This window comes from Pseudomonas sp. NFX183 (genome assembly GCF_047943075.1).
Classification (GTDB): domain Bacteria; phylum Pseudomonadota; class Gammaproteobacteria; order Pseudomonadales; family Pseudomonadaceae; genus Aquipseudomonas.
The window spans coordinates 3,872,767-3,896,412 of the sequence record NZ_CP181333.1; the positions used below are offsets into that span (position 1 = coordinate 3,872,767).

General features: G+C 60.7%; 17 protein-coding genes. 9 read left to right on the plus strand and 8 right to left on the minus strand.

What is annotated here, in order from left to right; all coding sequences use genetic code 11:
* Positions 1-62 precede the first annotated feature (62 nt).
* The 3 genes from acnD (at position 63) to prpD (ending at position 5,557) form a co-directional block, all read left to right on the plus strand.
* Entirely contained in the window at positions 63-2,657 is a 2,595-nt protein-coding gene (gene acnD / locus ACM530_RS18185) for a Fe/S-dependent 2-methylisocitrate dehydratase AcnD (protein WP_416362827.1), read from the plus strand.
* A 10-nt stretch (positions 2,658-2,667) separates the two neighbouring features.
* Positions 2,668-3,858: a 2-methylaconitate cis-trans isomerase PrpF gene (prpF, locus tag ACM530_RS18190; protein ID WP_416362828.1), complete on the plus strand. Its 1,191-nt coding sequence runs from the start codon at positions 2,668-2,670 to the stop codon at positions 3,856-3,858.
* A 214-nt stretch (positions 3,859-4,072) separates the two neighbouring features.
* Positions 4,073-5,557 (plus strand): 2-methylcitrate dehydratase, encoded by a 1,485-nt coding sequence (gene prpD, locus ACM530_RS18195; protein ID WP_416362829.1) that lies wholly within the window; start codon positions 4,073-4,075, stop codon positions 5,555-5,557.
* 156 nt (positions 5,558-5,713) lie between these two features.
* On the opposite strand, the gene ACM530_RS18200 is transcribed toward prpD, so the two are convergent.
* Together ACM530_RS18200 and ACM530_RS18205 are read right to left on the minus strand one after the other, a co-directional pair.
* Positions 5,714-7,033 (minus strand): AAA-associated domain-containing protein, encoded by a 1,320-nt coding sequence (locus tag ACM530_RS18200; protein WP_145159151.1) that lies wholly within the window; start codon positions 7,031-7,033, stop codon positions 5,714-5,716.
* 14 nt (positions 7,034-7,047) lie between these two features.
* Positions 7,048-8,793, minus strand: a complete 1,746-nt coding sequence (locus tag ACM530_RS18205) for an ABC transporter permease (RefSeq protein ID WP_145159149.1) — start codon at positions 8,791-8,793, stop codon at positions 7,048-7,050.
* Between the two features lie 393 nt (positions 8,794-9,186).
* On the opposite strand from ACM530_RS18205, the gene ACM530_RS18210 reads away from it, so the two are divergent.
* Entirely contained in the window at positions 9,187-10,089 is a 903-nt protein-coding gene (locus tag ACM530_RS18210) for a hypothetical protein (RefSeq protein ID WP_416362830.1), read from the plus strand.
* A 59-nt stretch (positions 10,090-10,148) separates the two neighbouring features.
* On the opposite strand, the gene ACM530_RS18215 is transcribed toward ACM530_RS18210, so the two are convergent.
* From ACM530_RS18215 to ACM530_RS18235, 5 genes are read right to left on the minus strand one after another with little or no spacing between them, the layout of a single operon-like run.
* The gene (locus tag ACM530_RS18215) at positions 10,149-10,880 is read right to left on the minus strand and encodes an alanyl-tRNA editing protein (protein ID WP_416362831.1); all 732 of its coding nucleotides are present in this window, start codon (positions 10,878-10,880) and stop codon (positions 10,149-10,151) included.
* A gap of 2 nt (positions 10,881-10,882) precedes the next feature.
* Positions 10,883-11,875: a serine O-acetyltransferase gene (locus ACM530_RS18220; RefSeq protein WP_416362832.1), complete on the minus strand. Its 993-nt coding sequence runs from the start codon at positions 11,873-11,875 to the stop codon at positions 10,883-10,885.
* A 37-nt stretch (positions 11,876-11,912) separates the two neighbouring features.
* Positions 11,913-12,827 carry a PLP-dependent cysteine synthase family protein gene (locus tag ACM530_RS18225; protein WP_145159143.1) on the minus strand — a complete coding sequence of 305 codons (915 nt, stop codon included), beginning with the start codon at positions 12,825-12,827 and terminating at the stop codon, positions 11,913-11,915.
* Positions 12,828-12,842: 15 nt separating this feature from the next.
* Positions 12,843-14,705, minus strand: a complete 1,863-nt coding sequence (gene moeB / locus ACM530_RS18230) for a molybdopterin-synthase adenylyltransferase MoeB (protein ID WP_416362833.1) — start codon at positions 14,703-14,705, stop codon at positions 12,843-12,845.
* 38 nt (positions 14,706-14,743) lie between these two features.
* The gene (locus ACM530_RS18235; RefSeq protein WP_164487959.1) at positions 14,744-15,637 is read right to left on the minus strand and encodes a DMT family transporter; all 894 of its coding nucleotides are present in this window, start codon (positions 15,635-15,637) and stop codon (positions 14,744-14,746) included.
* Positions 15,638-15,797: 160 nt separating this feature from the next.
* Here ACM530_RS18235 and ACM530_RS18240 point away from each other — a divergent pair, with 160 nt between their 5' ends.
* Positions 15,798-17,222, plus strand: coding sequence for a PLP-dependent aminotransferase family protein (locus ACM530_RS18240; protein ID WP_416362834.1), 1,425 nt, complete (start codon positions 15,798-15,800; stop codon positions 17,220-17,222).
* A 127-nt stretch (positions 17,223-17,349) separates the two neighbouring features.
* Here the strand turns inward: ACM530_RS18240 and ACM530_RS18245 are convergent, their stop codons facing one another.
* Positions 17,350-18,168 (minus strand): pyruvate, water dikinase regulatory protein, encoded by an 819-nt coding sequence (locus tag ACM530_RS18245; RefSeq protein WP_058412273.1) that lies wholly within the window; start codon positions 18,166-18,168, stop codon positions 17,350-17,352.
* 178 nt (positions 18,169-18,346) lie between these two features.
* On the opposite strand from ACM530_RS18245, the gene ppsA reads away from it, so the two are divergent.
* The 4 genes from ppsA (at position 18,347) to ACM530_RS18265 (ending at position 23,560) form a co-directional block, all read left to right on the plus strand.
* Entirely contained in the window at positions 18,347-20,722 is a 2,376-nt protein-coding gene (gene ppsA / locus ACM530_RS18250; RefSeq protein ID WP_106576300.1) for a phosphoenolpyruvate synthase, read from the plus strand.
* Between the two features lie 105 nt (positions 20,723-20,827).
* Positions 20,828-21,817 (plus strand): alpha/beta fold hydrolase, encoded by a 990-nt coding sequence (locus tag ACM530_RS18255; RefSeq protein WP_416362835.1) that lies wholly within the window; start codon positions 20,828-20,830, stop codon positions 21,815-21,817.
* Positions 21,818-22,047: 230 nt separating this feature from the next.
* Positions 22,048-22,539 (plus strand): ribonuclease E activity regulator RraA, encoded by a 492-nt coding sequence (gene rraA / locus ACM530_RS18260; protein WP_416362836.1) that lies wholly within the window; start codon positions 22,048-22,050, stop codon positions 22,537-22,539.
* A gap of 25 nt (positions 22,540-22,564) precedes the next feature.
* Positions 22,565-23,560 carry a zinc transporter ZntB gene (locus ACM530_RS18265; RefSeq protein ID WP_145159135.1) on the plus strand — a complete coding sequence of 332 codons (996 nt, stop codon included), beginning with the start codon at positions 22,565-22,567 and terminating at the stop codon, positions 23,558-23,560.
* Positions 23,561-23,646 lie beyond the last annotated feature (86 nt).

Here is a 23,646-nt window from a genome sequence, read left to right on the forward strand (position 1 = left end):
ACATTCCAATTCTGGATCTGCGCAGGTCTTCCTTTTGCAACTACCGTGACCGAGTCCTGACGATGAACACTGAATTTCGCAAACCGCTCCCTGGCAGCCGCCTGGATTTCTACGACGCCCGTGCGGCAGTCGATGCAATCGACCCCGGCGCCTACGCCACTTTGCCGTACACCTCCCGCGTGCTCGCGGAGAACCTGGTGCGCCGTTGCGACCCGGCCACGCTCAATGCGTCCCTGAGCCAACTGATCGAACGCAAGCGCGACCTCGACTTCCCCTGGTTCCCGGCGCGTGTGGTGTGCCACGACATCCTCGGCCAGACCGCCCTGGTCGACCTCGCCGGCCTGCGCGACGCCATCGCCCTGCAAGGCGGTGACCCGGCCCAGGTCAACCCGGTGGTGCCGACCCAGTTGATCGTCGACCACTCCCTGGCGGTCGAAGCCGGTGGTTTTGACCCGGACGCGTTCGAGAAAAACCGCGCCATCGAAGACCGTCGCAACGAAGACCGTTTTCACTTTATCGAGTGGACCAAAAAGGCTTTCAAGAACGTCGACGTGATCCCGCCGGGCAACGGCATCATGCACCAGATCAACCTGGAGAAAATGTCTCCGGTGATTCAGGTGCGTGACGGCGTGGCGTTCCCGGATACCTGCGTCGGCACCGACAGCCACACCCCGCATGTGGACGCGCTGGGCGTGATCGCCATCGGCGTTGGCGGTCTCGAAGCCGAGAGCGTGATGCTCGGCCGCGCGTCGTGGATGCGCCTGCCGGAAATCATCGGCGTCGAACTCACCGGCAAGCTGCTGCCCGGCATCACTGCCACCGACATGGTGCTGGCGTTGACCGAATTCCTGCGTAAGCAGAAAGTGGTGGGGGCGTGGCTGGAATTCTTCGGCGAAGGCGCCTCCAAGCTGACCCTGGGCGACCGCGCGACCATCTCCAACATGGCCCCGGAATACGGCGCCACCGCGGCGATGTTCTACATCGACCCGCAGACCATCGCCTACCTGAAACTCACCGGCCGCGAAGACGAACAAGTCACCCTGGTCGAGCAGTACGCGCGTCACACCGGCCTGTGGGCGGATGACTTGAAAGGCGCGCAATACGAGCGCGGCCTGACCTTCGACCTGTCCAGCGTGGTGCGCAACATGGCCGGCCCGAGCAACCCGCACGCGCGCGTGGCCACCAGCGATCTGGCATCCAAGGGCATCTCCGGCCAGTGGGACGAAGTGCCGGGGCAAATGCCTGATGGTGCGGTGATCATCGCCGCTATCACCAGTTGCACCAACACCAGTAACCCGCGCAACGTGATCGCCGCCGGCCTGCTGGCGCGTAACGCCAACAAGCTTGGGCTGGCGCGCAAGCCGTGGGTCAAATCCTCGCTGGCGCCCGGTTCGAAAACCGTGGCGATGTACCTCGACGAAGCGGGCTTGACCCACGAGTTGGAGCAGCTGGGTTTTGGTGTGGTGGCGTTTGCCTGCACCACCTGCAACGGCATGTCCGGCGCACTCGACCCGGTGATCCAGCAGGAAATCATCGACCGCGACCTGTACGCCACCGCCGTGTTGTCGGGCAACCGCAACTTCGACGGGCGCATTCACCCCTACGCCAAGCAAGCGTTCCTGGCCTCGCCGCCGCTGGTGGTGGCTTACGCGATTGCCGGCACCATCCGTTTCGACATTGAAAAGGACGTGCTGGGTCTCGACGCCAACGGCAAGGAAATCCGCCTGCAGGACATCTGGCCCAGCGATGAAGAAATCGACGCGGTGGTTAAAGCCTCGGTCAAGCCGGAGCAGTTCCGCGCGGTCTACATTCCGATGTTCGCGATCCACGAAGACACCGGCCCCAAAGTGGCGCCGCTGTACGACTGGCGCCCGCAAAGCACCTACATCCGCCGCCCTCCGTACTGGGAAGGCGCGCTGGCCGGTGCACGCCCACTCAAGGGCATGCGGCCGCTGGCGGTGCTGCCGGACAACATCACCACCGACCACCTGTCGCCGTCCAACGCGATCATGCTCGACAGCGCCGCGGGCGAGTACCTGGCGAAAATGGGCTTGCCGGAAGTCGACTTCAACTCTTACGCAACTCACCGCGGCGACCACTTGACCGCGCAACGCGCGACCTTTGCCAACCCGAAACTGTTCAACGAAATGGTCCAGGAAAACGGCAAGGTCAAGCAGGGTTCGCTGGCGCGTATCGAGCCGGAAGGCCAGGTCACGCGGATGTGGGAAGCCATTGAAACCTACATGGAGCGCAAACAGCCGCTGATCATCATTGCCGGCGCCGACTACGGCCAGGGTTCGTCCCGCGACTGGGCGGCCAAGGGCGTGCGCCTGGCCGGTGTGGAGGCGATTGCCGCCGAAGGCTTTGAGCGTATCCACCGCACCAACCTGGTGGGCATGGGCGTGTTGCCGCTGGAGTTTCTGCCGGGCACCGACCGCCACACCCTGAACATCGACGGCAGCGAAACCTATGACGTGGTCGGCCAACGCACCCCGCGTGCGCAGCTGACCCTGGTGATCAACCGCAAAAATGGCGAACGTGTCGAGGTGCCGGTGACGTGCCGCCTGGACACCGCCGAAGAAGTGTCGATCTACGAGGCGGGCGGCGTATTGCAACGTTTTGCCCAGGACTTCCTGGAATCGGCGGCGACCGCCTGAGGGGTTAACCATGGCACACGCAGCGCAAATCAAGATTCCCGCCACCTACATACGTGGCGGCACCAGCAAGGGCGTGTTTTTCAGCCTCAAGGACCTGCCCGAAGCCGCGCAGGTGCCGGGTGCCGCGCGCGATGCCTTGCTGTTGCGGGTGATCGGCAGCCCCGATCCCTACGACAAGCAAATCGACGGCATGGGCGGCGCCACTTCGAGCACCAGCAAAACCGTGATCCTGGCCAAGAGCACCCGCGCCGATCATGACGTGGACTACTTGTTTGGCCAGGTCTCCATCGACAAGCCTTTTGTCGATTGGAGCGGCAACTGCGGCAACCTGTCGGCGGCGGTGGGTTCGTTTGCCATCAGCGCCGGGCTGGTCGACCCCGCCCGCGTGCCCCGCAACGGCGTGGCCGTGGTACGGGTCTGGCAGGCAAATATCGGCAAGACCATCATCGCCCATGTGCCGATCACCGACGGTGCGGTGCAGGAAACCGGCGACTTCGAGCTCGACGGCGTGACCTTCCCGGCCGCCGAAGTGCAGCTGGAGTTCATGGACCCGGCGGCGGAAGAGGAGGGCGGCGGTGGCTCGATGTTCCCCACCGGCAACCTCATCGACGACTTGGAGGTGCCCGGTGTCGGCACCTTCAAGGCGACGCTGATCAATGCGGGCATTCCGACGATTTTCATCAACGCTGAAGACCTCGGCTACACCGGCACCGAGCTGCAAGGCGCGATCAACAGCGACCCCAAAGCCCTGGCGATGTTTGAGACCGTGCGGGCCTATGGCGCATTGCGCATGGGCCTGATCAAGCATCTTGACGAAGCCGCCCAGCGTCAGCACACGCCCAAGGTCGCCTTTGTGGCCAAGCCTTTGGACTACGTGGCGTCCAGCGGCAAGGCCATCAAGGCCGGTGATGTGGATTTGCTGGTGCGCGCCTTGTCGATGGGCAAGTTGCACCACGCCATGATGGGCACGGCGGCGGTGGCGATTGGCACGGCGGCGGCGATTTCCGGCACCTTGGTCAACCTCGCAGCCGGTGGTGTCGAGCGTAATGCGGTGCGCTTCGGGCATCCGTCCGGCACCTTGCGTGTGGGCGCGGAGGCGACCCAGGTGAACGGCGAATGGGTGGTTAAGAAAGCCATCATGAGCCGCAGCGCGCGGGTATTGATGGAAGGTTTCGTACGCGTGCCCGGCGACGCCTTTTAATAGGTTGCACCGAACCCATGTGGGAGCGGGCTTGCCCGCGAATGCGGTGGACCAGTCACCTTATGTGCCACTGACAGACCGCCATCGCGGGCAAGCCCGCTCCCACAGGGAATGGTGCTATCCGCACGACCAAGGTGGGCAATCAGACCTGCCAACACATGATCAACCCTGACCCTGAGGATGGAACAACCCCCTAACTGTTTGGAGAACTGCCATGAGCGCCAACGTCGACCAGAACAACCGCCCCGACTACGACCAGGTCCTGCAGGACATTGCCGATTATGTCCTCGATTACCGCATCGACTCCCAGGCCGCATTGGACACCGCCCGCAACTGCCTGATGGACACCCTCGGCTGTGGCCTGCTGGCCCTGCGTTTTCCCGAGTGCACCAAGCACCTGGGGCCACTCGTCGAGGGCACCGTCGTGCCGTTCGGGGCGCGCGTGCCGGGCACTTCGTTGCGCCTGGACCCGGTCAAAGCCGCCTGGGACATCGGCTGCATCGTGCGTTGGCTCGACTACAACGACACCTGGCTCGCCGCCGAATGGGGCCACCCTTCGGATAACCTCGGCGGCATCCTCGCCGTGGCCGACCACCTTTCGCAAAAGCGCGTGGCCAATGGCGACGCGCCGCTGACCGTGCGCGCGGTGCTGGAAGCGATGATCATGGCCCACGAAATCCAGGGCGTGATCGCCCTGGAAAACTCCTTCAACCGTGTCGGCCTCGATCACGTGCTGCTGGTGAAAGTCGCCTCCACGGCGGTCTCCGCCAAGCTGATGGGCGCCAACCGCGAGCAGTTGCTTGCAGCGTTGTCCCATGCATTTGTCGACGGCCAGGCACTGCGCACTTACCGCCATGCACCCAATGCGGGCTCGCGCAAATCCTGGGCGGCTGGCGATGCGTCGAGCCGTGGCGTGCGCCTGGCCGATATCGCCTTGCGCGGCGAGATGGGCATTCCCGGTGTGTTGAGTGCGCCGCAGTGGGGGTTCTATGACGTGCTGTTCAGTCACACCAACAACGACCTGGCGCTCAAGCCTGAGGACAAGCGCGCGTTCCGCCTGTCGCAGCCTTACGGCACTTATGTGATGGAAAACGTCCTGTTCAAGATCAGCTTCCCGGCCGAATTCCATGCGCAAACCGCCTGCGAAGCCGCAGTGACCTTGCACCCGCAGGTCAAAGCTCGCCTGCATGAAATCGAGCGCATTGTGATCACCACCCATGAGTCGGCGATTCGCATCATCTCCAAGGTCGGCCCGTTGGCCAACGCCGCCGACCGCGACCACTGCCTGCAATACATGACCGCGGTGCCGCTGGCCTTCGGCAATCTGGTGGCCGAGCAGTACGAGGACGCGTTTCACGCGGCCCACCCGATCATCGATGAGCTGCGCCAGAAGATGGTGATCGTCGAAGAGCCACGCTACAGCCGCGAATACCTGGAGGCCGACAAGCGCTCCATCGCCAACGCGGTGCAAGTGTTTTTCAAGGATGGTTCCAGCACCGAGCAGGTGGCGGTGGAGTACCCGATTGGCCATCGTCGGCGTCGGGTGGATGGCATTCCATTGCTGGAGGACAAGTTCAAGGCCAACCTGGCCACGCGGTTTACCGCGCAGCGCAGTGCCGAGATTTTTGCCCTGTGCAAGGATCAGGCGAAGCTTGAGGCCACGCCAGTGAATCGGTTTGTGGACCTGTTTGTGGTCTGAACAGCACCACAACACTCACTGTGTAAACCCAATCACTGTGGGAGCTGGCTTGCCTGCGATAGCATCACCTCGGTGTATCTGAAAGACCGAATTGCCTGCATCGCAGGCAAGCCAGCTCCCACATTTGCCCTGTTTGCTCAATAAAAAGTGTTCGGCTTACATACTACCTTCCACATCATCCAGGCTGAAGGTCTCGGTATGGTCGTCATAGGAGAAAATCTCCGCATACCGACCCCACGCCACCACGCTTTCCAGGGTTTTTTGCACAAAGGCTTCGGTCATTGAGTCTTCCAGTTCCTGCTCGAAGCGCACCCGTGGCGCGCGGTGCCCGCTGCGCTCAAGCAATACCTGATGAATGCGCGCGGCCAATGGCACATGCCGGATCAAATGCTCGGCGAACAGGGTTTTGCGTTCCTGGGTGCCGTAGTCGGCGAACAGTTTGCCGGCGTCGGTGAGGGTGATGTCGGCGCCCTTGAGTTCGGCGAAACCCAAATGCTCGAGCATCTCGGCCACCGGGAATAAATCGTCCACTTCCAGCAGGCGGCGCTCGGCCACCGTGGGCAAACCTGCGTGGCCGTTGTAAGGCTCGGCGGCCAGGGTTTCGATCAGGCCGGCCATCAGGTTGGTCGACACTTCCGGCAGCAGGCTGCCCATTTTCAGCTCGGGGATGCCTTTGGCATCGGCGCTGCGTCGGTCGGTCATCAAGGCATAAATGTCGTCGACCATTTGCCGAAAGGTCGGGTCCAGGCGGTTGCGCGGGTGCGCAAATGGCACCTTGATTTCGGCGACCACCCGGCCCGGGTTGGACGACAACACCAGGATGCGGTCGCACATCAGCACCGCTTCTTCGATGTTGTGGGTCACGATCAGGATCGATTTGATCGGCAGTTGCTTGCCGCTCCACAAGTCCAGCAAGTCGGTGCGCAGGGTTTCGGCGGTGAGCACGTCGAGGGCCGAGAACGGTTCGTCCATCAGCAGCAGCGTCGGGTTGACCACCAGGCCACGGGCAAAGCCCACGCGCTGGCGCATGCCGCCGGACAACTCGCGCGGGTAGGCGTTTTCAAAACCGTCCAGGCCGATCAGGTCGATGGCGGCCAGGGCACGGCGGCGGCTTTCCTTGCGCTCGACTTGCAAGGCTTGCAGGCCGGCTTCCACGTTTTCCAGCACGGTCAGCCAGGGGAACAGCGCAAAGGTCTGGAACACCATGGCCACACCTTCGGCCGGGCCGTTCAGCGGGGCGCCGTTGTAGCGCACTTCGCCCGACGACGGCTGAATCAGCCCGGCGATGATGCGCAGCAAGGTGGACTTGCCCGAGCCGGAGCGGCCGAGCATGCCGACGATCTCGCCTTCGTGCAGGCTCAAGTCCACGCCGCTGAGCACTTGCAGCTCGTCTTTGCCCTTGCCGAAAACCCGGTTGACGTTTTTCAGCGAGTAGATTTGCGGGGTATCAGCAGCGTGTTCGGTATTGGTATTCATCACAGCGAATCCCGTCAATTCAAGCGAAGTTTGTTTTCAGCCAGGGCGTACATCGGCCGCCAGACTGCGCGGTTGAAGGCCACCACAAAGATCGACATCACCACCACGCCCAGGGCGATTTTCGGGAAGTCGCCGGCGGCGGTGGTCTGTGCAATGTAGGCGCCCAGCCCGTGGGCGACCACGTTGTCCTGGCCCCAGGACACGTACTCGGAAACGATACTGGCGTTCCACGCGCCGCCCGAAGCGGTAATGGCGCCGGTAACGTAATAGGGGAAGATCCCCGGCAGCATCACCTTTCGCCACCACAACCAGCCGCGGATGCGGAAGTTGGCGGCAGCTTCCTTGAAGTCATTGGGAAACGCGCTGGCCCCGGCGATCACGTTAAACAGGATGTACCACTGGGTGCCCAGCACGATCAGCGGGCTCAGCCAGATATCCGGGTTGAGCTTGTAGTGCAGAATCACGATGACGAATACCGGGAACAGCAGGTTCGCCGGGAAGGCGGCAAGGAACTGCGCCAGGGGCTGGATTTTCTCCGCAAGGCGGGGACGCAGGCCGATCATCACGCCCAGCGGCACCCAGATGAGTGATGCGATCAGGATCAGCCCGGTTACCCGCAGCAGCGTGATCAGGCCCAGCAGGAACACATGGCCGACCTCGGCAAAGGTCACTTCGGTGCCGACGTACTGCACGATGTGATACAGCGCATAAGCGGCCAGCAGCGCGATGAGTGTGCCCCACACCCAATCGATCACTTTTGAGGCCTTCGGTGTTTCTGCCGGCAACGCCTTGAGCGCACTGCCCGCAAGGCTGAAACGCTTGTTACCGATTCGGCTGATGGCACGGGTGATCGGGCGCAGGATGCGCTGAACCACGCGCGTGCGCTGGATCAGGTTCAACAGCCAGGATTGCGGCGCGGCGCCCTGAGAGGCCGTGGTCTCCATGCGGAACTTGTCGGCCCAGGCCACCAGCGGACGGAACAGGAACTGGTCATACATCAGGATGACCACGATCATCGCCAGAATCACGTAACCCACGGCGTGGAGGTCTTTCTGGGCAATGGCCAGGGCCAGGTAAGAACCCACGCCCGGCAGGGTGATGGTCTTGTCGCCGACGGTAATGGCTTCGGAGGCGACCACAAAAAACCAGCCGCCGGACATGCTCATCATCATGTTCCACACCAGCCCGGGCATGGCGAAGGGCACGTCGAGCTTCCAGAACTTCTGCCAGCCGGAAAGCCGCAGGTTGGTCGACACTTCGACCAGGTCGTGGGGCAGCATGCGCAGCGACTGGTAGAAGCTGAAGGTCATGTTCCAGGCCTGGCTGGTGAAGATCGCAAAGATCGCCGCGAACTCGGCGCCCAGCACACGCCCGGGAAACAGCAACAGGAAAAACGTCACGGTAAAAGAGATATAGCCGAGCACCGGCACCGATTGCAGGATGTCGAGCACCGGCACCAGCAGTTTCTCGGCACGCCGGCTTTTGGCGGCCAGGGTGCCGTACAACAGGGTGAAGACCAGTGCGGCGACCATCGCCGCGAGCATGCGCAGGGTGGTGCGCATGGCGTATTCCGGCAGGTTGGCCGGGTCCAGAGAGATGACTTCACTTTGCAACGTGGCGATTGGTGCCCAGGTTTCCCGCGCCGTAATGGAGAAAAACAATAAAAAACCGATCACCAAAGGCAAGGCGACCAAATCCCAGCGATTGGGTAGCAAGCGCAGCGTGGACGCCGGTAAATAGTGACGAAACACTCTGTTCATAGGCAGTCAGTCCTGCAGCGTTCAGGGGCGTGATGGGAGTGAGCTTAGCTGCTGCACGAATGACCCACCGAGAAGGGCGGGCGCTGTTTTCGTGAGTCAGGGGCAACGAGGCGTTGCAGGCGGGATTGTACGTTTCTGAATGTTACAAGCACATAAATTTGCTGTCAGTTTCCTGTACGAACTGCGGCTTATGTGTTGGTGCGCCGGGCGTCCGCCCCTGACACAAGCGCAAGGCACCGCTGTTTTTGCCTGAGATACAAATAGCCACTTACCCGCCCTACGGTTCCGGAACCCTCTTTCAGAGAAACGCCAATCAGGTAACCAGACGGCGTGCGAACGCAGGCCTTCAAATCGGCAATCACGACTTCACTACCTGAATCTGGGAAGGTCCCTATGACTAGCGTAAATACTCGGCCAGCACCCTACACGGTTGGCTATGAACAGCCTCAAAAGCCGTCGCCCATCAGCTACCAGGACAGCGCCCGCGCTTCCGAACGAGCCAGTACCCAGCCCGATCCGGCGCCGCTGCGTCCTGCGATGACGCCCGAGCAGCGCGGCCAGTTCTCAAGCCACAGCGCGATTGTGAACCCGCCACCGTCACAGGGTTCGGAGGCAGCGGACTCACTGGCAGAACTGACGCAAAAAAATATGGCGCTTCGTGCCAAGTTCCAGGGGTTTGCCGCTGAGGTTGGGCCACAGATCCAGAGCCTCCAACAGCAAGTCGTCGACCTGACTCAGCAACTCAATACACCCCGTGAAGCCACTCAACCCTCCTCGAATCAGCCTGAGGCTACGCCGCAGAACCGTTCTGCAGGTGAGCAGCACACTGCGCCGTCACAGGTTTCGCCGGTTACACCGAATCCATCGGGGACTGAGCCGGGCCAGCCTAAAAGTCTTGAAGCGTTGAACCGTGAGAGCCAAGCGTTTCGCCAGGAAGTGTTAGCGTTTTTCGGGGAGCTCAAGACGGTGATTCAGCAACTGCAAGAGCAAATCCAGGGCTTGGCTCAACGCATTGACGCGATTGGCACGCCTCAGAACGCGGTGCCTTCCGAGCCGGAAAATTCTGCTGAGCCTGGTCCGTCACCCGACGCAGCGGCCCCCGCGAATGACCCAACGCCGGCCCCGAGCGATGAGCCAGAAGCGACTGCTGCGCGTGGCGTTGAAGCACTCATGAGCGAAAACGCACAGCTACAGGCCGGGCTTGATCAAATGGAAGCACAGTTCAAGGCGGTGATTGCGCAGCTTCAAGCGCAGATCGAGACCTTGAGCAAGAAAATCAGCGAGCAAAAGCAATAAGGGCTGCACCGCGTCGGCCTTGTATGGGGGCACCCCATACGGGCCGCGTCAGGGTTGATCTATCCCTCGAACCGCAGGATCACCCGGCGGTTGTGCTTGCTCTTCTTTTCGATTTTCTCGCAGAACACCCGGCCGATTTCCTCGGTGTTGATCACATGGGTGCCACCGCATGGCTGGATATCGATGCCGGCGATTTCAATTACCCTCACCGAACCCTGGATCACCGGCGGCGCTACTGCCTGGGTACGGGTGATCTGCAGCAGGGTTGAGTACTCCGAGGCGGGCATCGACAGGGTTTTCACCACGTGGGCCTGCTCGATCAGGGCGTTGAGTTCGCGGGTGATGCTGTCTTTATCGAGGGTCATTTCCGGCAAGTCGAAATCCAGCCGGCCTTTGTCTGCGCCGATGCTGCAACCGGTAACGGGGGCATCAATGATCGAGCACAGCAAATGCAGGCAGGTGTGCATCTTCATATGCTGGTAGCGGCGCTCCCAGTCCAGACCCGCGTCTACCTGCACCCCGGCAGTCAACTGCGGCGGGCACTCTTCGACTTGATGCCAGATGATCGAACGCAGCACCGGGTCGCGTACGGTGCCGATCACTTCGACCCGCGTGCCATCGGCCAGTGTCAGGTGCCCGGTGTCGCCCGGCTGGCCGCCGCCGGTGGGGTAGAACAGCGTGTGCTCCAGGGCAATGCCGTGTTCGCTGACCGCAATTACCCGCGCGCTGAAGGCATTCTGGTAGGGCGCGCTGTCGAACAGCGCCAGGGTTTCCATGGTGTGCACAGACATGTTCAACCTCCGACAATCAGTGGGCTGGCTTGCAACAGGTGACGCACCATCGCACTCAAGCCAGGCGGGGAGAGCAGGGTGATTTCAAATTCCGGCCCGCAGATTTTCAGGTTCAGCGGCAAGCGTGGCAGTTGCTCGCCGACATCGAGGTGGCGCAGGCGAAACTGCAGGTGATGACGCTCTTTCACCGTGGGCTCCAGCATCAGCCCCTGCAACGGGTGAAAGTCGGCGTCGAGCACCGTGACCTTGTGGCTGGCATTCACTTCGCCGACCACGTGCAAACGCTCGTCCAGGGCGAAAGCTCCGAGGTAGTTGCTGTGGTCTGACTCATCGTTTTTCTGCAGTTGAACCTGATTGACCACCTTGACCTTGGTACCGGCTGGCACGTCCTGGGTGATGACACACGAAGGGCTGATAAACACGTTGTCGCCGATCAGCACATACCCCAACACGCGGGCGCCGGCGCCGACCTCGACGTTGTTGCCCAGGCGCGGGTGGCGTTTGCCATCCGGGTTGTTGGCGATCCCGCGGGCGCCCAGTGTCACCCCACAGAGGATGTAGCAGTCGTTGCCGATCTCGCAGGTTTCGCCGATCACTGTGCCGTAACCGTGGTCCAGCACGAAGCGCCGGCCTATGCGCGCAGCGGGATGAATCTCGGCTCCAGAGAGGATTTTGCCCTGGTTGCTGAGCTTCAGAGCCATGCGCGAAAACTCGCCATTGGTTTGATCGGGGAAATGCCATACCAGGTGCGCAAGGCGGTAAAACAGCACGGCCTTGAACGAGGCATAGGATTCCAGAATCAACTCGCCGCGCCCGCGTGACGCCGGGTCGCGATAGGCATAGGCGATCAGGTCTTCGGCCACCGCCTGTGCGGCGTTCTGGATCAGCGGCGCCAGGTGCGGTTCCAGCTGCTTGATCTGCGCAGGCGTCAGGGTCTTGATGAGGTGGGTGAGCAACTCATCGTGCAGCTGTTGCATGTCGATAAAGCCCCCCATGGAGGCACCCCCGCGTTCTGGATGGTTGGGAAACCGGTTATTCGAAACTGGGCAGGTAGCTGTCAGCATTGTCGTAGACCATGGTCAACACCACCGTTTCGGGCGGCAGTTCGGGGGCGAGTTGGGCGATGGCGACCATGTTGGCGGCCGAGGACAAGCCCAGGCTGATGGCGTCGGTGCGCATGATGCGTTTGATCATGTCCATGCATGCCTGGTGCGACACCTTGAGCATGCCGTCGATCACGTCCAGGTTGAGAATGCTTGGGATCAAGCCAATCGACAGGCCCTGGATATGGTGCGGCGCGTGCTGGTTTTTCAGCAGGTCGCATTCCTCCGGTTCCACGCCCATGACCCGCAGTGCAGGCCAGGCGGCCTTGAGCGTTTCGCCGATGCCCGTGAGGTGGCCGCCGGTGCCGATGCCGCTGACGAAATAATCCACGCGCCGTTCACCGAACGCGCGGAGGATTTCCGGTGCGGTGGTGTCGCGGTGGGTTTGCGGATTGGCGCCGTTACGCTGCTGGTTGAGCATCACGTAGCTGGGGTTTTCGAGCTGCAGTTCCATGCACTTTTCGCCGTGGGAGTTGTTCCCCAGGCGGCTGTCCGACAGCACCACCTTGGCACCGTACAGGCGCAGCAGTTTCTGCTTTTCGGGGCTGTAGTTGTCCGGGATCACCAGCACCACTTTGTAACCCAACACGTTGCCGGCCATCACCAGTCCAATGCCGGTGTTGCCGCCGCTGGGCTCGATGATGGTTTGCCCGGAATCGCGCATCAGCACGCCGCGGCGCTCGGCGTCGAGGATCATGCCCAGGGCGATGCGTGCCTTGTGGCTGCCACCTGGGTTGAGGGATTCCAGCTTGGCGTAGACCTCGATGCCAAGGTCTTCGGAAAACTGCGCCAGACGCACGATCGGTGTGTGGCCGATCACGTCAAGAATGGAGTTATGCAACATCGCTCAGCCCCCGGATCAGTACAAAGGCATGTCGGGTTCGACGTCGCGAACCCAGTGTTTCATGCCGCCCTGCAGGACTTTGGTGTTGGCGAAACCGGCGGCCAGCAAGGTGCTGGCGGCTTGCTCGGCGCGGGAGCCGGCGTAGCAGATCAGGTAATGGGTATTGTCGCGGCTGAGGCTGTGCAGTTGCTCATCCAGTTCGGCCAGGGGGATATGCACCACGCCCGGCAGTTTGCACACCTCCAGCTCAGTGGCGTCACGCACGTCCAGCAGCACATCGGCACTGCGCTGGTGTTCAAGCACTTGCTTGAGTACTCGCGGCTTGATGTAGCGTTCTTCGGCCAGGGACGGTTGGCTGGGCACGGCATCGGCGCACACTGTCGGCGCCACCGATTCGCTGCGACGCAGCGCCGAGCAGCACGGGCAGTCGGCGCGGCGCTTGAAGCGGATTTCACTGAATTTCATCGCCAGCGCATCGAAGCGCATCAACCGACCGGACAGCGGCTCGCCGATGCCGATCAGCAATTTGATGGCCTCGGTGGCTTGAATCATGCCAACCACACCCGGCAATACGCCGATTACGCCGCCGGCGCTGCAGTTGGGTGCCAGCTCGGCAGGCGGTGCTGAGGGGAACAGGCAGCGGTAGCACGGCCCACCTTTATAGTTGAGCACACTGATCTGCCCGTCGAAGCGGTAGATGGCGCCGTAGACCAGAGGTTTACCCAGTTGCACGCAGGCGTCGTTGACCAGGTAACGCGTGTCGAAATTATCGGTGCCATCGATCACCAGATCGTAGGCGCCCACCAGTTCCAGGGCGTTGTCGGCGTTGAGGGCAGTGTTGTGCGCGTTGATCTGGATGTGCCGGTTCAGATCCTGCAGGCGCTGTTTGGCCGACTCGACCTTGGGCATGCCCAGTGTGCTGTTGCCGTGAACGATCTGGCGTTGCAGGTTGCTGCTTTCCACCACATCGAAGTCCACCAGGCCCAGGGTGCCAATGCCGGCCGCCGCCAGGTACAGGCTGATGGGCGAGCCGAGGCCGCCGGTGCCGATGATCAATACCTTGGCCTTTTTCAGGTTCAACTGACCTTCGCGCCCGACGCCTGGCAGAGTGATATGGCGCACGTAGCGCTGCACTTCTTCGTTGCTTAAAGCCTCGACGTCCATGCCGCCGGAGGTGGCGAGCAGCACTTCGATTCTGGCTTTTTCCGGCAAGGGCTCGTCGGCGTCGATCAGTTCTTCCTCGGCCGTGAACAGGAAGTGTTCCTTGAGCTGATTGTTCTTCTCGTGAAACAGGTGCGGGCGCAGCTGCGGGTGGCTGCTGCAGAGGTTTTCAATGACTTCGCGCAATGTCGATCCGGTGCCCTCGAGGGTCGATTCCGGCAGCTTGGCCACGCGAACCAGAATGTCGGGGAAAGAGACAGCGTTCATGGACAACTCCGTGTGCAGGTCGTTGAAGGGTTGAGGGGCGAAATGCTTGCCGTCCCAGGCAAACAGCTTTGAGCCCAGGGCCTTGCCCTGGCGTACGTCCACCACCAGGTAGCTCACGGGGTAGATCGGCTCACCCAGGAACAGTGCCTTGTCCTGGTCTTCGTCACTGAAGTAGGCGCCGACATCCGGGTGCGAGTGATAGATCACCACTACCGGGTTATCACTGCGCAACGCCTTGTTCATCAGCAGGGTGTCGGCCACCGAGAAGGTGTAGCCGTTGGCCGCGCTGCGCGCGTACATCTGGGGGTTCTTGCGGTGTAATTCGTTCTGGATATTGCTGCCCAGGTACACGCTGCCGTCGGCGAAGACAAAACCACAGCATTCCTCTGGGTAGCTGCGGCTGGCGTGGGCATAGATCTGCTCCAGGGCGTTGGGGCGGAGGACGTCCATGTTTCTCTCGCGTTGCTGATAGGGGTGGGTCAGGAGGCTCAATTTTTCTTGGCCAGGAGTTTTTCGACAGGCAGCTTGGTGATCGCGAAACCAGCCAGCAGGATGGCGGAGTACAGCATCAGGTCACGGGAAATTTCCACGCCTTCGTACCAGGCGCCGATGATCACCGCGAATACCGGGAAGATGATGAACACGAACGACAGAATGATCGGACTCAAGCGCTTGAGCAGCATGAAATACACGATAAACCCGCCCACCGACGCCACCAGCCCCAGGTAGAACAGCGCGCTCCAGGAACGCAGCGTGATGGTTTCGAAGGTGGGTGTTTCAAACCACAGGCCGGCCACAAACAGCATCAACCCGGCAATGCCGATGGGCAGGGTGTTGTAGGTGATGACGCTGATGGCGCTGCCTTTTTGCTTGGTAATGACGTAGCACAAGGCATGCATGATCGCGGCGGTCAGAATCGCCAGCACCCCGAAGAATTCGGCGTGGTCCAGGTGCAGGCCCTGGCTCTTGATGATCATGTAGAGGCTGCCGAAACCGATGCCGATGCCGACCACCTGGGAAAAATAGATGCGCTCGCGCAGAAACAGCGCGGAGAAAATCAGGATAAACACCGGCATGCAGCTGAACAGCAGCGCGGTGAGGCCGGAAGAGACATGCATCTCGCCGTAGTTGAGCAGGTAATAGGGAACGCTGAAGTAGGACAGTGTCACGAATACGAAGAACCAGCGGCTTTCGCGCGGGAACAGGATGGGCTCGCGGCGCACCAGAGCGAAACACAGGAACAGCGGGAAGGCGATCAGGAAGCGCAGGCCCGCCGAGGTCAGCGGTGGCACGCTCTCGACGGCGATCTTGATCCCCAGCCACGTAGTGCCCCAACTCAGGCACACGATAAGAAACATCACGCTGGTTACCAGGCCGGCCAACCACTGTTTCTGAGTTTTTGTTTTTGTTGTGTTTTCAAGAACGGCGGACATTGGCATCGTTTATTGCTTCCCTGAGCCGGAATTGAACTCTATATTGACTGTGTATTAAGTTGTTTCATTCGGTGATTGAACCCGTAAAAGCACACTATTAGGGCGAATGATGGCTGTCAAAACAAATATTGACATGGTGTCAATTATGCGTGAGGGGTTGTCCAGCGGTCAGGGCGTGAAGTACAAGCGCCTGTCCGATGTGATGGAACGGGGCATCCTCGAAGGCTTGATTGAACCCGGACGAAAACTGCCGCCCCATCGGGTGCTTTCCGACAATCTGGGTGTAACCATCGGCACTATCAGCCGAGCCTACGGCGAACTGGAACGCCTCGGGTTGGTGGTGGCGCGGGTGGGTGACGGCACTTTCGTGCGCAAGCGTGGGATGGAGCGCCAGCGTGATGAAGGTTTTCGCAACGTCAGCGAGGAGCCGCGCCATTACTTCGACATGAGCCGTAACATGCATATTCCTGGTCAGGAGACGGTGTTTCTGGCCCAGAGCTTCCAAACCTTGTCGACCAACGCCAAGTTCCTCCAGGACATCAGCGCCTACACCCCGGATGCCGGTTTGCCCCGCTACCGTGAGGCCGGGGCGCAGTGGCTGGTGCAGCGTGATTTTCACCCGATTCCCGAGCAGGTCATCTGCGTCAATGGCGGCCAGCATGGCCTGCTGTGCGCGATGATGGCATTGCTGCGGGCGGGCGATACGGTGGTCACCGAACAGCTGACCTATCCCGGGCTGATCACGGCCGCGCGCATGCTCGGCGTGCGGCTGATCGGCCTGGAGATGGACGAAGAAGGCGTGTTGCCGGGCGCACTGGATGAAGTCTGTCGTAATCACCGGGTTTCGGCGTTGTACTGCACGCCCACCATCCAGAACCCGACCACGGCGGTGTTGTCGGTCGCGCGCCGGGAAGCGTTGGTCAAAGTGTGTCGCGAGCACAATCTGCTGATTCTTGAAGACGAAGCCCACGGCGTATTGGTAGAAGATCGGCCGCCGCCCCTCAGCCATTTCGCGCCTGAACGTACGATTTTGATCAGTAGCCTGAGCAAAGCGGTGTCCGCGGGGTTGCGGGTGGGCTACGTGCATGCGCCACCGGCGCTGGTCAGTCGTATTTCGGCGGCCTTGCGCTCGACGTGCTGGATGGCCACGCCAGTAACCCTGGAACTGGCGACCCAGTGGATCGAAAACGGCACGGCGGAATACCTGCTACGTCAGCAGATCAACGAGATCAGCCGCCGCAAAGCCCTGGTGCGCGACCTGCTGAGCGGCCTGGAGTACCGCACCCACCTCAACAGCCCGCATTTTTGGATTGAAGTGCCGGAGCCCTGGCGCGCGTCGGAAATCGAGGCGGAACTTAAGCAGAATAATTACCTGATCGCCACGGCCGAAGCCTTTGCGGTAGGGCAAACGGCGGTGCCGCAGTTTATTCGGGCGAGTATTTGTAATACGTCGGGTGACGATCAACTTTTGCGGGCTGGGTTTGATGCGCTGGCGACGGCGTTGGGGCAGGGTGGCGGCAGGTTTCACCTGTAGGCAGGTTTACCGCGTTATCGTTCATCGCAGGCCAGCCAGCTCCCACATTTGAATGCATTCCAGTGTAGGAACTCGGTCAAATGTGGGAGCGGGCTTGCCAGCGAAGGCGTCAGTTCAGACAGCGCAGTTATTTGAACCTGCGCTCTACACCCTTCTCCACCAGAATCTTCGCCGATATCTCTTCCACCGAAAAATGCGTGGAATTGATGTGCGCAATATTCTCGCGACGGAACAGATTTTCCACCTCGCGCACTTCGAACTCGCACTGTGCGTAGCTGGAGTAGCGGCTATTGGGCTTGCGTTCGTTACGAATCGCCGTGAGGCGGTCCGGGTCAATGGTCAGGCCGAACAGCTTGTGCTGGTGCGCGCGCAGGGCGGCCGGCAGCGTCAGGTGCTCCATGTCGTCTTCGGTCAGCGGGTAATTGGCGGCGCGGATACCGAACTGCATGGCCATGTACAGGCACGTCGGGGTTTTGCCGCAGCGGGACACGCCCACCAGGATCAAATCGGCCTTGTCATAGTAATGAGTGCGGGCGCCGTCATCGTTGTCGAGGGCAAAGTTTACCGCCTCGATACGCTCCATATAGTTGGAGTTGTGGCCAATGGAATGGGACTTTCCTACTGAGTAGGAGGAGTGTTCACTCAACTCCTGTTCCAGTGGCGCCAGGAACGTGGAGAAGATGTCGATCATGAAACCATTGGAGGTGGCGAGGATCTCACGGATGTCTTGATTGACGATGGTGTCGAAAATGATCGGCCGAAAACCGTCTTTTTCAGCCGCCAGATTGATTTGTTGTACCATGGCTCGCGCTTTATCCACGCTGTCGATATAGGGCCGCGTGAATTTGGCGAAGGTAATGTTTTCGAACTGCGCGAGCAGGCTCTGACCCAATGTTTCGGCTGTGATGCCGGTGCCGTCGGAGATAAAGAAAGCAGATCGTTTCATTTGAGCCCTGGGCCTTAAGCTGATGGCGAATCTTGGATATGATAGGCGCGATTTTGCCGTCCCGCAGTGGGCCGCATTCTCACTTATTTTCCAGGTCCAGGCCACAAGCGCTGGCGTTTGCTCCTACTGAGCCGCTGGCGTCCTGAGCTTTTCCAACACAGAAAGTGGAGAGATCACCTTGGTAGAGTACGTAGTTTCCCTCGATAAGCTCGGCGTCCATGATGTAGAGCATGTGGGGGGCAAGAACGCATCCCTCGGCGAGATGATCAGTAATCTTGCAGGCGCTGGTGTCTCGGTGCCCGGTGGTTTCGCCACCACGGCCCAGGCTTACCGCGACTTCCTCGAGCTGAGCGGCCTCAACGCCCAGATCCACGCCGCGCTGGACGCCCTGGACGTCGATGACGTCAATGCCCTGGCCAAGACCGGTGCCCAGATCCGTCAATGGATCATGGACGCCGAGTTCCCCGAGAAGCTCAACGAAGAAATCCGCACCGCCTTCGCTACATTGTCGGCCGGCAACCCGGACATGGCCGTTGCCGTGCGCTCTTCGGCCACCGCCGAAGACTTGCCGGATGCCTCCTTTGCCGGTCAGCAGGAAACCTTCCTGAATATCCGCGGCGTCGAAAACGTCATCCGCGCCGCCAAGGAAGTGTTCGCCTCGCTGTTCAACGATCGCGCCATTTCCTACCGCGTACACCAAGGTTTCGACCACAAGCTGGTGGCTTTGTCTGCCGGCGTGCAGCGCATGGTGCGTTCGGAAACCGGCACCGCCGGCGTGATGTTCACCCTGGACACCGAATCCGGTTTCCGTGACGTGGTGTTCATTACCGGCGCCTACGGCCTGGGCGAAACCGTCGTGCAGGGCGCGGTCAACCCGGACGAATTTTACGTCCACAAACACACGCTTGAGGCCGGTCGCCCGGCGATCCTGCGCCGCAACCTGGGCAGCAAGGCCATCAAGATGATCTACGGCGACGAGGCCAAGGCCGGTCGCTCGGTAAAAACCGTTGAAGTCGACAAGGCCGAGCGCGCGCGTTTCTGCCTGACCGACGCTGAGGTCAGCGAGTTGGCCAAGCAAGCGATGATCATCGAAAAGCACTACAAGTGCCCGATGGACATCGAGTGGGCCAAGGACGGTGATGACGGCAAGCTGTACATCGTGCAGGCGCGTCCTGAAACCGTGAAAAGCCGCACTTCCGCCAACGTCATGGAACGCTACCTGCTGAAAGAAACCGGCACCGTGCTGGTGGAAGGCCGTGCCATCGGCCAGCGCATCGGCGCCGGCAAGGTGCGGATCATCAAGGACGTGTCCGAGATGGACAAAGTCCAGCCGGGCGACGTGCTGGTGTCCGACATGACCGACCCGGACTGGGAGCCGGTGATGAAACGCGCCAGCGCCATCGTCACCAACCGGGGCGGGCGTACTTGCCACGCGGCGATCATTGCGCGTGAGCTGGGCATTCCTGCGGTGGTGGGTTGCGGCAACGCGACCCAACTGTTGAAAGACGGCCAGGGCGTGACCGTATCCTGCGCTGAAGGCGACACCGGTTTCATCTTTGAAGGTGAGCTGGGCTTCGACATCAAGCAAAACTCCATCGATGCCATGCCGGACCTGCCGTTCAAGATCATGATGAACGTCGGCAACCCGGACCGCGCCTTTGATTTCGCGCAGTTGCCGAACGCCGGTGTGGGCCTGGCCCGCCTGGAATTCATCATCAACCGCATGATCGGCGTGCACCCCAAGGCCCTGCTGAACTACGACGGCCTGCCGCTGGACATCAAGGAAAGCGTCGACAAGCGCATCGCCGGCTACAACGACCCGGTGGGCTTCTATGTCGAGAAACTGGTGGAAGGCATCAGCACCCTGGCGGCGGCGTTCTACCCGAAAAAGGTCATCGTGCGCCTGTCGGACTTCAAGTCCAACGAATACGCCAACCTGATCGGCGGCAAGCTCTACGAGCCCGAAGAAGAAAACCCGATGCTGGGCTTCCGTGGCGCCTCGCGTTACATCAGCGAGGCCTTCCGCGACTGCTTCGAGCTTGAGTGCCGTGCTCTCAAGCGCGTGCGCAATGAGATGGGCCTGACCAACGTCGAGATCATGGTGCCGTTCGTGCGTACCTTGGGCGAGGCGAGCCAAGTGGTCGACCTGCTCGCAGAAAACGGCCTGAGCCGTGGTGAAAACGGCCTGCGCGTCATCATGATGTGCGAGCTGCCGTCCAACGCCATTTTGGCCGAAGAGTTCCTGGAGTTCTTCGACGGTTTCTCCATTGGTTCCAACGACCTGACTCAGCTGACCCTGGGCCTGGACCGTGACTCGGGGATCATTGCCCACCTGTTCGATGAGCGTAACCCTGCGGTCAAAAAGCTGCTGGCCAACGCCATCCAGGCCTGTAATAAGGCCGGCAAGTACATCGGCATCTGCGGCCAGGGCCCTTCCGACCACCCGGACCTGGCCAAATGGCTGATGGAACAGGGTATCGAAAGCGTCTCGCTGAACCCCGATTCCGTGCTGGAAACCTGGTTCTTCCTGGCGGAAGGGCAAGCGTCCGCCTAAGTCGTGACTTAAAAAGTGCCGGTCACGCCTCAAGGGTGACCGGCACTCTTATCTGTGCAGGGCGGAACTCCTTCCGGACGCCGCCCTTTTTTGTGCAAGAGCATTATGCAAAGCAGCAGCAACCTGTTTCCCGTCGCCCTGATCAGTGCTGAACGTCGCGGCGACCTGAGTGAAGATGTGTATCGCCTCAAACCCGGCAACAGCCCTGACGGCACCGTCGAGCTGGCCGTGACGCGTTTGGGCCTGGCCGATGTCCCGGAAAACCGGGGCACGCCGGTCATTTTGTTACACGGTAGTTTTTCCAACCGACGTTTCTGGTACTCGCCCAAAGGCATCGGTTTGGGCGCTTATCTGGCGCGCCAGGGCTTTGATGTGTGGATCGCAGAAATGCGCGGGCATGGCTTGTCCAAGCGCAACCATGACTACGCGAAGAATCGCGTTGCCGACTACGCGCGTTACGATTTGCCGGCCATCGGCGCGTTTGTGCATGAGCAAAGTGCACAAATCCCGCACTGGATCGGGCATTCCCTGGGCGGTACCGCACTGGCTGCGGCCCTCGGCGGGCAGCACCTGGCGGCGCAAGCGGTGGCCTCGGTGGCGTTGTTTGGTTGCCAGGTCAGCCGTACCCACTGGCCGTTGAAAATTCCACCGGTGGAGTGGACCGCTCGTTTGCTCCTGAAACGCTTTGGCGAGGTGTCCGGCGCGCGGTTCAAGCGTGGTCCGGAGGATGAGCCTGCGGGCGTGATGATCGAAGCCATGCGCTGGAACGGCCTGTTCGGTCGCTTTGGCGATGGCAAACAGGATTGGTGGAAAGGCCTCGCCGAAGTCGATGTGCCGTTGTTGGCGGTGAGTGCCGCCGGTGACCAGCAGGACCCGGATTGGGCGTGCCGCAAGTTGTTCGAGCAAGTCGGCTCCGAGCACCGCCAATACCTGTGTCTGGGTCGCCAGCAGGGCTTCAGCGGGGATTTCGGGCATGTCGAGATGCTGGTCAGCAAAGCTGCTCAAGCCGAGGTATGGCCAATGGTGGTGCGGTGGTTGAACGATCCACTGACACCCTTGGCCGGGGCGTACCCGCAGGTACTGGCAGCTGTTTGATCAAGCGCTCTGCCAAGGGCGTTTCACTCGTGTGTGGTTGCGGCTAAGATATGACGCGTTAAACGCTTCTGGTCATATTCAGTCGCGCAGTCGCTATTGCGTTGCGACGAAGCGAGTCCGATCATGGCCGCCGCCAACCGGTGAACCGTTAAAGATTGCCTGTTGCGACACGTTTTTCTGATGTACACCGTGGGATGTTCGACCTCTTCTTTGATGACAGGAGTTTCTCGATGAACCATTACGTGACGCCCGATCTGTGCGACGCCTACCCGGAGCTGGTGCAGGTGGTTGAGCCGATGTTCAGTAATTTCGGTGGCCGGGATTCCTTTGGCGGCGAGATCGTCACCATCAAATGCTTCGAGGACAACTCCCTGGTCAAGGGACAGGCCGATCAGCCGGGCGCCGGCAAGGTGCTGGTGGTCGACGGTGGTGGCTCCCTGCGTCGCGCGTTGCTCGGCGATATGATTGCCGAGAAAGCCGCAAAAAACGGCTGGGAAGGGCTGGTGATCTACGGGTGCATCCGTGATGTCGATGTCATTGCCCAAACCGATTTGGGCGTACAGGCGCTGGCCACTCACCCGATGAAGACCGACAAGCGCGGCATTGGCGACCTGAACGTGGTGGTGACCTTCGCCGGCGTGACGTTCCGCCCCGGTGAATACATTTATGCGGACAATAACGGCGTGATCGTCTCGCCCAGCCCGCTGAAAATGCCTGAATAAACTGCTGTTGCCGATAGGGGTGAGGATGTTCGAGGAAGAAAACGCGCAATGGGGGCTGGTGCATGCCCTGGTGCTGGACGGTAAAGGCGGTGCGCGTTCGATTGCCCGGACTGAGCTCGACGACTTGCAACTGCAGCCTCAGGAAAGCTTGTGGCTGCATTGGGATCGCAGCCATCCGCAGACCCAGACCTGGCTGCGTAAATCCAGTGGCTTGAGCGAGTTTGCCTGCGATTTGCTGCTGGAGGAAAACACCCGTCCGCGCCTGTTGCCGCTGCCCGAAGCCCAATTGCTGCTGTTTCTGCGCGGGGTCAACCTGAACCCGGGCGCCGAGCCGGAAGACATGGTGTCGGTGCGGATCTTCGCAGCGGCCGATCGCGTGATTTCCTTGCGCCTGCGTCCGCTGCGCGCGACCGATGAGTTGCTGGTGCAACTGGCGGAGGGCAAAGGGCCGAAAACCGCTTCGGAACTCATCCTTTATATGGCGCAGTACCTGACCAACAAAGTGCAGGATCTGGTTACCGATCTGTCTGAAGTCGTCGATATCGAAGAAGAAAAATTGGATGCCGACGAACGGTATACTCCGGAACATGGCAGCGTCCTGCAGATCCGTCGGCGCGCGGCGGGGCTCAAACGTTTCCTCGCCCCTCAGCGAGATATTTTTGCCCAGCTGACGCGAACCAAATTGCCGTGGTTTTGTGATGACGATGCTGACTACTGGAACGAATTACACAACAGCCTGACGCGTTACCTGGAAGAGCTCGAATTGGCTCGAGAGCGCGTGGGGCTTGTGCTTGAGACCGAAGACCGGCGATTGAGCCTGCGGATGAATCGCACCATGTACCGCTTCGGTATCATCACCGGGATTTTTTTGCCGATGAGTTTTCTCACCGGTTTGCTGGGTATAAATGTGGGCGGGATTCCGTTCTCCGCCAGCCCCTACGGATTCATGATTGCGTGCCTGATGATGGTGGTCGTCGCCTTGGGACAATGGTGGCTATTTCGACGATTGCGCTGGGTTTGACCTGAATATGACCTGAACGTAGTAGGGGGTACATGTGACCCCAGGAATTTAACCCTCGTCTTTTAAATCACTTGCGAGAGGTCTTT